7 protein-coding genes and 2 tRNA genes are annotated in these 8,430 nt (G+C 70.7%); 3 read left to right on the top strand and 6 right to left on the bottom strand.

Features of this window, described 5'->3' with window-relative positions:
• Window positions 1-48: 48 nt before the first annotated feature.
• From clpX to O7603_RS27670, 5 genes are all read right to left on the bottom strand, one after another.
• Window positions 49-1,338, bottom strand: a complete 1,290-nt coding sequence (clpX, locus tag O7603_RS27690) for an ATP-dependent Clp protease ATP-binding subunit ClpX (RefSeq protein WP_281572668.1) — start codon at window positions 1,336-1,338, stop codon at window positions 49-51.
• Window positions 1,339-1,548: 210 nt separating this feature from the next.
• The gene (locus O7603_RS27685) at window positions 1,549-2,211 is read right to left on the bottom strand and encodes an ATP-dependent Clp protease proteolytic subunit (RefSeq protein ID WP_281572667.1); all 663 of its coding nucleotides are present in this window, start codon (window positions 2,209-2,211) and stop codon (window positions 1,549-1,551) included.
• A 10-nt stretch (window positions 2,212-2,221) separates the two neighbouring features.
• On the bottom strand, window positions 2,222-2,863 hold the full coding sequence (locus tag O7603_RS27680) for an ATP-dependent Clp protease proteolytic subunit (RefSeq protein WP_281572666.1): 642 nt from the start codon (window positions 2,861-2,863) through the stop codon (window positions 2,222-2,224).
• 170 nt (window positions 2,864-3,033) lie between these two features.
• Entirely contained in the window at window positions 3,034-4,386 is a 1,353-nt protein-coding gene (gene tig, locus O7603_RS27675) for a trigger factor (RefSeq protein WP_281572665.1), read from the bottom strand.
• A gap of 144 nt (window positions 4,387-4,530) precedes the next feature.
• A tRNA-Pro gene (locus O7603_RS27670) sits at window positions 4,531-4,604 on the bottom strand.
• Between the two features lie 284 nt (window positions 4,605-4,888).
• Between O7603_RS27670 and O7603_RS27665 the strand changes: the two genes are divergently transcribed.
• From O7603_RS27665 to O7603_RS27655, 3 genes are all read left to right on the top strand, one after another.
• Window positions 4,889-4,962, top strand: a tRNA-Gly gene (locus O7603_RS27665).
• Window positions 4,963-5,435: 473 nt separating this feature from the next.
• On the top strand, window positions 5,436-6,647 hold the full coding sequence (locus tag O7603_RS27660; protein WP_281572664.1) for a D-alanyl-D-alanine carboxypeptidase: 1,212 nt from the start codon (window positions 5,436-5,438) through the stop codon (window positions 6,645-6,647).
• 121 nt (window positions 6,648-6,768) lie between these two features.
• Window positions 6,769-7,353 carry a GNAT family N-acetyltransferase gene (locus O7603_RS27655; protein WP_281572663.1) on the top strand — a complete coding sequence of 195 codons (585 nt, stop codon included), beginning with the start codon at window positions 6,769-6,771 and terminating at the stop codon, window positions 7,351-7,353.
• 21 nt (window positions 7,354-7,374) lie between these two features.
• On the opposite strand, the gene O7603_RS27650 is transcribed toward O7603_RS27655, so the two are convergent.
• Window positions 7,375-8,418: an L-dopachrome tautomerase-related protein gene (locus tag O7603_RS27650; protein WP_281572662.1), complete on the bottom strand. Its 1,044-nt coding sequence runs from the start codon at window positions 8,416-8,418 to the stop codon at window positions 7,375-7,377.
• Between the last annotated feature and the right edge of the window lie 12 nt (window positions 8,419-8,430).

The following is an 8,430-nucleotide window of genomic DNA, read 5'->3' as shown; positions in this document are numbered from 1 at the left end:
CGGGACAGGGCCGGCCACGGACACCCGCGGGCCGGACCGGTGCGTGGGTCAGGCCGACTTCTCCTCGCGGTCCCGGCGGGCGCGCCGGCCGGTGAACTCGCGGGGCACGATCGTCGGGTTGACGTTCTCCAGGACCACCTCGCGGGTGATCAGCACCCGGGCGGCGTCGGGGTTGCTCGGCACCTCGTACATCACGGAGAGCAGGACCTCTTCCATGATCGCGCGGAGGCCACGGGCACCGGTGCCGCGAAGCATGGCCTGGTCGGCGATCGCCTCGAGCGCGGGCTCCTCGAACTCCAACTCGACCCCGTCGAGCTCGAAGAGCCGCTGGTATTGCCGGACCAGCGCGTTACGCGGCTCGGTGAGGATGCGGACCAGGGCCTGCCGGTCCAGGCTGCGCACGCTCGTGATCACCGGGAGCCGGCCGATGAACTCGGGGATCAGCCCGAACTTGAGCATGTCCTCCGGCATCACCTGGCTGAAGATGTCGTCGGTCGAGCGCTCGGAGACGGCCCGGAGTCGGGCGCCGAAGCCGGTGCCGCCCTGCCCTGTGCGCGCCTCGATGATCTGATCCAGGCCGGCGAACGCACCACCGCAGATGAACAGCACGTTGGTGGTGTCGATCTGGATGAACTCCTGGTGCGGGTGCTTCCGGCCGCCCTGCGGCGGCACGTTGGCCACGGTGCCTTCGAGCATCTTGAGCAGCGCCTGCTGGACGCCCTCACCGGAGACGTCCCGGGTGATCGAGGGGTTCTCGGACTTGCGGGCGATCTTGTCGACCTCGTCGATGTAGATGATGCCCGTCTCGGCGCGTTTGATGTCGTAGTCGGCGGCCTGGATGAGTTTGAGGAGGATGTTCTCCACGTCCTCACCGACGTAGCCGGCCTCGGTGAGCGCGGTGGCGTCGGCGATCGCGAACGGGACGTTCAGCATCCGGGCGAGGGTCTGCGCCAGGTGGGTCTTGCCGCATCCGGTCGGCCCGAGCAGGAGGATGTTGGACTTGGCCAGCTCGACGGCGTCACCGCCGGAGCCGCCGGCCGACTCGGCCTGGATCCGCTTGTAGTGGTTGTAGACCGCGACGGCGAGCGCCTTCTTGGCCTGGTCCTGCCCCACGACGTAGTTGTCGAGGAACTGGCAGATCTCCATCGGCTTGGGAAGCTCTTCCCACTTCACCTCGCCGGACTCGGCCAGCTCCTCTTCGATGATCTCGTTGCAGAGATCGATGCACTCGTCGCAGATGTAGACCCCGGGACCCGCGATGAGCTTCTTGACCTGCTTCTGCGACTTGCCGCAGAAGGAGCACTTCAGTAGGTCGCCGCCGTCACCGATCCGTGCCACCTACGTTCTCCCTGCACTCACCGGCCGGGGACCCGGCCATGACCCGCGGCGGCTGCGAACCGCCCCGTCCTGTTCACCTCGCCGGTCCGACCCAGCGAAGCGGTACAGACCCGACGTTACCCGCTGGCGGGGTTTTCTCCGACCCCCAAATCGGGTGTGTCAGAGGTCGGCCAGGAACTCCGTCCCGGCCGACCTCCGACCCGGTACTGCTCAGCTGGCGGCGTTGGCGGCCAGCAGGCCCTTCTTGCGGCTGGTCAGGATCGTGTCGACCAGCCCGTACTCGCGGGACTCCTCGGCCGTCATGATCTTGTCGCGGTCGATGTCCTTGCGGACCTTCTCGACCGGCTGGTTGCAGTGGCGGGACAGCATGTCCTCCAGCTGCGTCCGCATCCGCAGGATCTCCCGGGCCTGGATCTCGATGTCCGAGCCCTGCCCGTAGCCGCCTTCGGTGGCCGGCTGGTGGATGATGATCCGGGAGTTCGGCAGCGCCATCCGCTTGCCCGGGGTGCCCGCGGACAGCAGCACCGCCGCCGCGCTCGCGGCCTGGCCGAGGCAGACGGTCTGGATGTCCGGCCGGACGTACTGCATGGTGTCGTAGATCGCCGTCATGGCGGTGAACGAACCACCCGGCGAGTTGATGTACATGATGATGTCGCGGTCCGGGTCGGTGCCCTCGAGCGTCAACAGCTGGGCCATCACGTCGTTGGCCGACGCGTCGTCCACCTGCACGCCGAGGAAGATGATCCGGTCCTCGAAGAGCTTGTTGTACGGGTTCGACTCCTTGACCCCGTACGACGTGCGCTCGACGAACGACGGCAACACGTAGCGGTTGTGCACGGCCGCGAACTGGGGCGGCAAACTCAGGTCAGTCATCGTCAGCTCCTCAGCTCAGGGTCCCGGCACCTTCCGGAACCTGGGTGGCTCCGGTGATGACCTTGTCGATGAAGCCGTAGTCCACGGCCTCCTGGGCGGTGAACCAACGGTCGCGGTCCGAGTCGGCCTCGATCTGCGCGGGGTCCTGACCGGTGTGGTGCGCGACCCGCTCCTGGAACATCCGCTTCGTGTAGAGCATCTGCTCCGCCTGGATCGCGATGTCGGCGGCGGTGCCGCCCATGCCGCCCGACGGCTGGTGCATCATGATCCGCGCGTGCGGCAGGGCGTAGCGCTTGCCCTTGGTGCCCGCGCAGAGCAGCAGCTGACCCATCGAGGCAGCCATGCCCATCGCCACGGTCGACACGTCGTTGTCGATGAACTGCATCGTGTCGTAGATCGCCATGCCGGAGTAGACCGAGCCACCCGGCGAGTTGATCCAGAGGTTGATGTCGCGGTCCGGGTCCTCCGCGGCGAGCAGCAGCAGCTGCGCGCAGATGCGGTTGGCGACCTGGTCGGTCACCTCGCTGCCCAGGAAGATGATGCGCTCCTTGAGCAACCGGTTGTAGACCGAGTCGTCGAGGTTGCCAATGGTGTCGCCACCTCGGGCGTCAATCGCCCGGAGCGGCTTCGCTGGGATGTGCATGTCGGTCATGGCAGCCCTTCGCTCTCCGTACCGTCCTACCCGACACTAACCGCTCGGCCGGGCGGCAGAGTCCCGGTCGTGGCACTGTTCGCTCTCAGCGCAGTCAGCCTCGGGACGTACCCGGAAACGGCTGTGGCCGCCGCCAGCCGCGAGCGGCGGACGGCGGCCACACCCGACGATCAGTGCTCGTGGTCGTGGTTGTGCGCGGCCTCGTTGGCGGCGCGCAGCGCGTCGAGGGTCACCTCGTTGCCGGCGGCGTCCTTGATCGTGATCCGCTCCATGACCGACGCGAGCGCCTTGCCGCGCCGGACGTCCCCGAAGACGGCGGCCGCGGCGCCCGAGCGGACCAGCTGGTCGTAGTACTGCTGCGGAGCCATCCCGGCGCGCTGGGCCCGGTGCACGATCTCGTGACCGAACTCGTCGTCGGAGACCTGGACGTCCTCGGCGTCGGCCAGCGTGTCGAGCAGCAGCTGGACCTTGACGCCCTCGGTCGCCGCCTCGGTCAGCTCGGCGTCGATCTGCTCCTCGGTCTTCTCCTCCGAGGCGAGGTAGTCCTCCAGGGTCGCGCCGATCCGCTCGAGCTGGTCGATCATGGCCTGCTTGCGGCTGTCGACCTCCTCGCGGACGACGCCCTCCGGCGCCGGGACCTCGGCGGCGGCGACGAGCTGCTCGAGAGCCTTGTCGCGGGCGGCGTAGATCTGCTCGACCTGCTTGCCCCGGGTGACCCGCTCACGCAGGTCGCCGCGGAGCTCCTCGATCGTGTCGAACTCGCTCGCCATCTGCGCGAACTCGTCGTCGAGCTCCGGCAGCTCCTTCTCCTTGACCGTGCGGACGGTCACCGCCACCTCGGCGTCCCGGCCGGCGAAGTCGCCGCCGACGAGCTGGGTGGTGAAGGTGGTGCTGTCGCCGGCCGCGAGGCCGACCACGGCCTCGTCCAGGCCCGGCAGCAGCTGCTTGCTGCCGACCTCGTGGGAGATGTTGCTCGCCGAGCCGCCGGGCACGTCCTCGCCGTCGACGGTCGCGTTGAGGTCGATCTGGACGTAGTCGCCCTCCTGGGCGGCTCGCTCGACGGTCTTCAGGGTGGCGAACCGCTCACGCAGGTTGTTCACCTGCTCGTCGATCTCGCTCTCGTCGATCTGAAGCTCGTCCACGGTCACCTCGACCGTCGACAGGTCGGGCAGGGTGATCTCCGGACGGACGTCGACCTCGGCGGTGAAGTTGAGCGAGTCACCGTCGTTGAACTCGGTGATCTCGACCTCCGGACGGCCCAGCGTCTTCAGGTCGTGCTCACGCACCGCGGCGAGGATGTTCTCGGGGATGGCCTCCTGCACCGCCTCGTTGAGGACGGTGCCCCGGCCCACCCGCTGGTCGATGACGGCGGCCGGAATCTTCCCCCGGCGGAAGCCGGGAACCTGGACCTGCTGGCCGATCTCCCGGTACGCCTTCCTGAGGCTCGGCTCGAGCTCGACGAACGGCACCTCGATGGCGAGCCGCACGCGCGTCGGGCTCAGAGTCTCGACGGTGCTCTTCACAGGCGTACTCCTTGACGGATCTCAGTTGAGTCTGGGCGTGATTCAGCCCATCGAGTGTAGGCGAGCCGGCCGGGCTTTCCGGCAGCGCCCGGGGACCGCGCGGAAAATGCGGCGCCCCCGGGGCGACCCGGCCGCGGACGACTGTCGGGGTGGCGGGATTTGAACCCACGGCCCCTCGCTCCCAAAGCGAGTGCGCTACCAAGCTGCGCCACACCCCGTGGCGACGAGAAGTGTATGACGTCGGAGCCCGGCCCGGGCCACGGGGCACGGCCAACCCGACACTTCGCCCTCCTCGACGCTCCCCCGGGAAAGGGCGCGGGAGACCCGGGAGGCGACAACATCACGGAACTTGTGGGCTGCGGCCGCGCGGAGGCCACACTTTCCGTGAAGTAGGGCGGATCATGGGAGGCGCGACCGCGGGGCGGCGCGCGGCCGAGGCGGCTGCGCGGGCAGCCTCGGGACCGGGTAGTCTGTCGGCGCGTCCGGCTGCGCCCGGGCGCACGCGGGCGTAGCTCAATGGCAGAGCTTCAGTCTTCCAAACTGACGGTGCGGGTTCGATTCCCGTCGCCCGCTCCAGGTCCGCCCTGTTGATGGGCGTCTTTCTCAGCGCCGGTGGATCGTTCCGCGGGGCGCTCGGACCGGAACGGCGGCGAAGACCGCCCGCGGTCCTCCGCAGAGTCCGCCCGGCCGAGGGGCGACGACGAGCCCCGTGACTTGTTACCTTCGGTGACTGCGTCTTACTGGGTCGGGGGAAAGAAGGCGTGTAGATGCCGCAGGTGGGACGGTCGAGAGACGAGGGCGAACAGGGCAGTTCGGCGCCGGGCGAGTTCGGTCACCGGGCGGGTCCCGTTCCGCGTCGATCCGGCGGCGCCGTGTACGGCAGTCGCGCCGGCGAGCCCCGCCCCGCCGCGGGTCGGGCGGCCGTACCCGTGGCCGGCAACCGCGCCGTCGGGCAGCCGGCCGACCGTGCCGCCGCCCCGGTCCGCGATGGTCAGCCCGCCAGGTCCGGGTCGCACCCCGGTGCCGAGGGGGATGCTGGTCCCGCCTCCGTGCGGAAACGGCGCCGCTGGCTGCTCCCCGTGGTCGTCGTGCTCGTCCTGGCCGCGCTCCTCGGATCGGGCGTCGCGGTGCAGCTCACCCGCGAGCTTCCCGCGGCGGCCGTCAGCACCTCGATCGCCTCGACGCTGCGGATTCCGGGTCCGGCGCCGTCGCTGCCCTGGGCGAGCAGGGGCTCGGCGGAACTCATGGTCGAGAGTCTGGGCCGAATCGGTGGCTCCGGGGGCGGAGCCGCCCAGCCGATCGGGAGCGTGGCGAAGGTGATGACGGCGTACGTCATCCTCAAGGAGCACCCGCTCAAGGGCGCGGAACAGGGCCCGACGCTGACCGTCACGGACGCCGACGTGGCCGACTACCGGGCACGCATCCCCAGCGGGCAGTCGCTGGTGCCGGTCGTCGCCGGGGAACGGATCACCGAGCGGGAGGCGTTGGAGGCGCTCATGCTTCCCTCGGCCAACAACATCGCCCATCAACTCGCGGTCTGGGACTCCGGCAGCGAGGGCGCCTTCGTCGCCAAGATGAACGCCGCGGCGGACGAGTTGGGACTGACCGACACGCATTACACCGACCCGAGCGGCTTTCTGCCGAGCACCGTCAGCACGGCAGCCGACCAGGTCGCTCTCGCTCGGGCCGCGCTGAAGATGCCGGTCTTCGCCCACATCGTCGAGCTGCGCGAGGCCACCATCCCGGTCGCCGGTCGGATCAGGAACTACAACGACCTGCTCGGCGTCGACGGCGTCTTCGGCATCAAGACCGGCTCGACCGACGAGGCCGGCGGCAACCTCGTCTTCGCCGCCCGGCTCAAGGTGGGCGCGCGTACGTTGATCGTTGTCGGTGCGGTGTTCAACCAGCCGGGCACCGACACGCCGGAACAGCTCGCCGCGGTCAACACGGTGGTCCGGCGACTGCTCGCGGCGCTGCGCCGCATCGTCAAGGAATACGCGTTGCTCGCGGCCGCACCGGTGGGTCGGGTGGAGACCGCTTGGGGTGCCACGGCCGCGGTCAGCCCGGCCGCGCCGCTGACGGTGATCGGCTGGCCGGGTCTGGCGGTCCCGGTCCGGGTCGAGACCGTCGCGCCGGGCCCCGAGGTTCCCGCCGGACAGGTGGTCGGCTCGGTGGAGGCCGCCGGGGTACGCGTTCCGCTGCGCGCCGACACCGCCACCGCCGCGCCATCTCTCGGGTGGCGGCTGACCCGGCGTCCGTAGCTCCCCGCCGCCCCACACCCGGTCCAGGTCGAGCCGAGGCCGGCGAGGCCCGCGCGGACGGGTGCATCGCGCGGAGAAATTCGGCTGATCTTGCCGGGTGGGAGGGGCGAGAATCCGGTCCATGCCCCAGGCCACGTTGCGGACCAGCCGGATCAGGCTCGTGCCGCTCTCCGACGAGCATCTCGAGCACGAGGTGGAACTCGACGCCGACCCCGAGGTCATGCGGTACCTCGGCACGCCGCGTACCCATGCGGAGGTCGAAGGCCTCCACCGCCGGCGGCTCGCGGTCGCCGAGCGGGTGCCGGGCCTGGGTTTCTGGGCCGGCCTCGTCGACGGGGCGTTCGTCGGCTGGTGGATCCTCGAGCCACCGGAGCGCGCCGACCAGGGGCCGGTCGACGGCCAGGCCGAACTCGGCTACCGGCTGCTGCGCCGGTACTGGCGGCAGGGGCTGGCCAGCGAGGGCGCCCGCGAGCTGATCCGGCACGGGTTCGAGGACCTGGGGCTGACCCGGATCTTCGCCGAAACCATGACGGTCAACGCCGGATCCCGCGCCACGATGGCCGCCGTCGGCCTGGCGTACGTCCGCACGTTCCACCTGCAGCACGACGACCCGCTGCCGGGCACCGAACTCGGCGAGGTCGAGTACGCCGTCACGCGCGAGGATTGGCTGGGCCGCCGGGGCGCGGAGGCGCGGGACGGCCGCTGATCGACTCGGCCCGACGGCCGGTCAGGCGTGGTCGTTCGGCGCGGGGCCGACGCCGATGTGCATCCGGTAGATCCAGACCGGGTAGTCGACCCGCTGGGCGCCGCCGGACAGGCCTGGCGTCCGGTGGAGCTGCGCGGCCGGGAGCCAGAGGTCGCCGCCGGCGTCGATCCACATCGCGTCCACCCAGATCAGGCGGGGGTCGGCGACCAGCGTCGCCACCTCGCCCTGCGGTGAGATGGTGCGGACACGGCGCCGCTCGGCGTCGCTGAGGTAGATCGTGCCCGCCGCGTCGATGGCGGTGCCGCCGGTCGTCGGCGTCTCCAGCCAGCGCTCGATGTGCTCGGCCACCGTGTCGGACGCCACCGTCGGGTCGTCGAGCCAGCGGGTCTCGATCCGGGACAGGCCGCCGGAGGCCGGCTGGTAGTACAGGTACCGCCCGTCGGGCGAGACCTCCAACTGGTCGACGTGCAGGACGACCTCCGCCCCGTCCGGGCCGCACAGCACCTGTCCGTCAGCCACCAGCGGCCGACCCACCGTGCTCGGGTGCCCGTCGAGCACCCGGCGGGCTCGTCCGGTCGCCAGGTCGAGCACGATCAGCCCGGCGGCGCCCGCGTCGGTCAGGTAGGCGGTGCCGCCGTTGAACCGGACGTCGTCGACGTAGCTGGTCTCCCGGACCGCCTCGCCGAGGTCGAGGATCCGGGTCACCTCCCCCGAGCCGGGCGCCACGACGATCAACCGGGCGCCGCCGGGGACCTGTGGCTGGCCGAGCCCGGGCGCGCCGGAGTCGACGATCCAGAGCTGCCCGTCCGGCCCGGTACGCAGGCCGTTGACGTGCACGTACGCCCCCTCGGGGAAGTGGTCGTCGCGGACCGCGTTCCAGGACGCGTCCGGCCAGGGAACCCGCCGACCGTCCGGCAGCGCCTCGGCCACCTGCACGCCGGGCCCGTCGGCCCCGGGGAAGCTCACGAAGATCCGCCCGCCGACCGTGGTGACGCCGGTGCAGACCCGGTCGTTGGCGACGACCGGGGACAGGCGCGGATCTTCCTGGGTGGGCAGGTCGGGCATGCGCGCTCCTTC

Origin of the sequence: Micromonospora sp. WMMD812, assembly GCF_027497215.1 — a bacterium.
Lineage (GTDB): Bacteria > Actinomycetota > Actinomycetes > Mycobacteriales > Micromonosporaceae > Micromonospora.
Note: the sequence above shows the minus strand (reverse complement) of the source record. Positions and strands in the feature narration are given on the sequence as shown.

Coding starts and splice junctions, on each gene's coding strand:
- O7603_RS27680 (WP_281572666.1), bottom strand. CDS start 2,863: ATGACCGACATGCACATCCCAGCGAAGCCGCTCCGGGCGATTGACGCC.
- O7603_RS27650 (WP_281572662.1), bottom strand. CDS start 8,418: ATGCCCGACCTGCCCACCCAGGAAGATCCGCGCCTGTCCCCGGTCGTC.
- O7603_RS27655 (WP_281572663.1), top strand. CDS start 6,769: ATGCCCCAGGCCACGTTGCGGACCAGCCGGATCAGGCTCGTGCCGCTC.
- O7603_RS27685 (WP_281572667.1), bottom strand. CDS start 2,211: ATGACTGACCTGAGTTTGCCGCCCCAGTTCGCGGCCGTGCACAACCGC.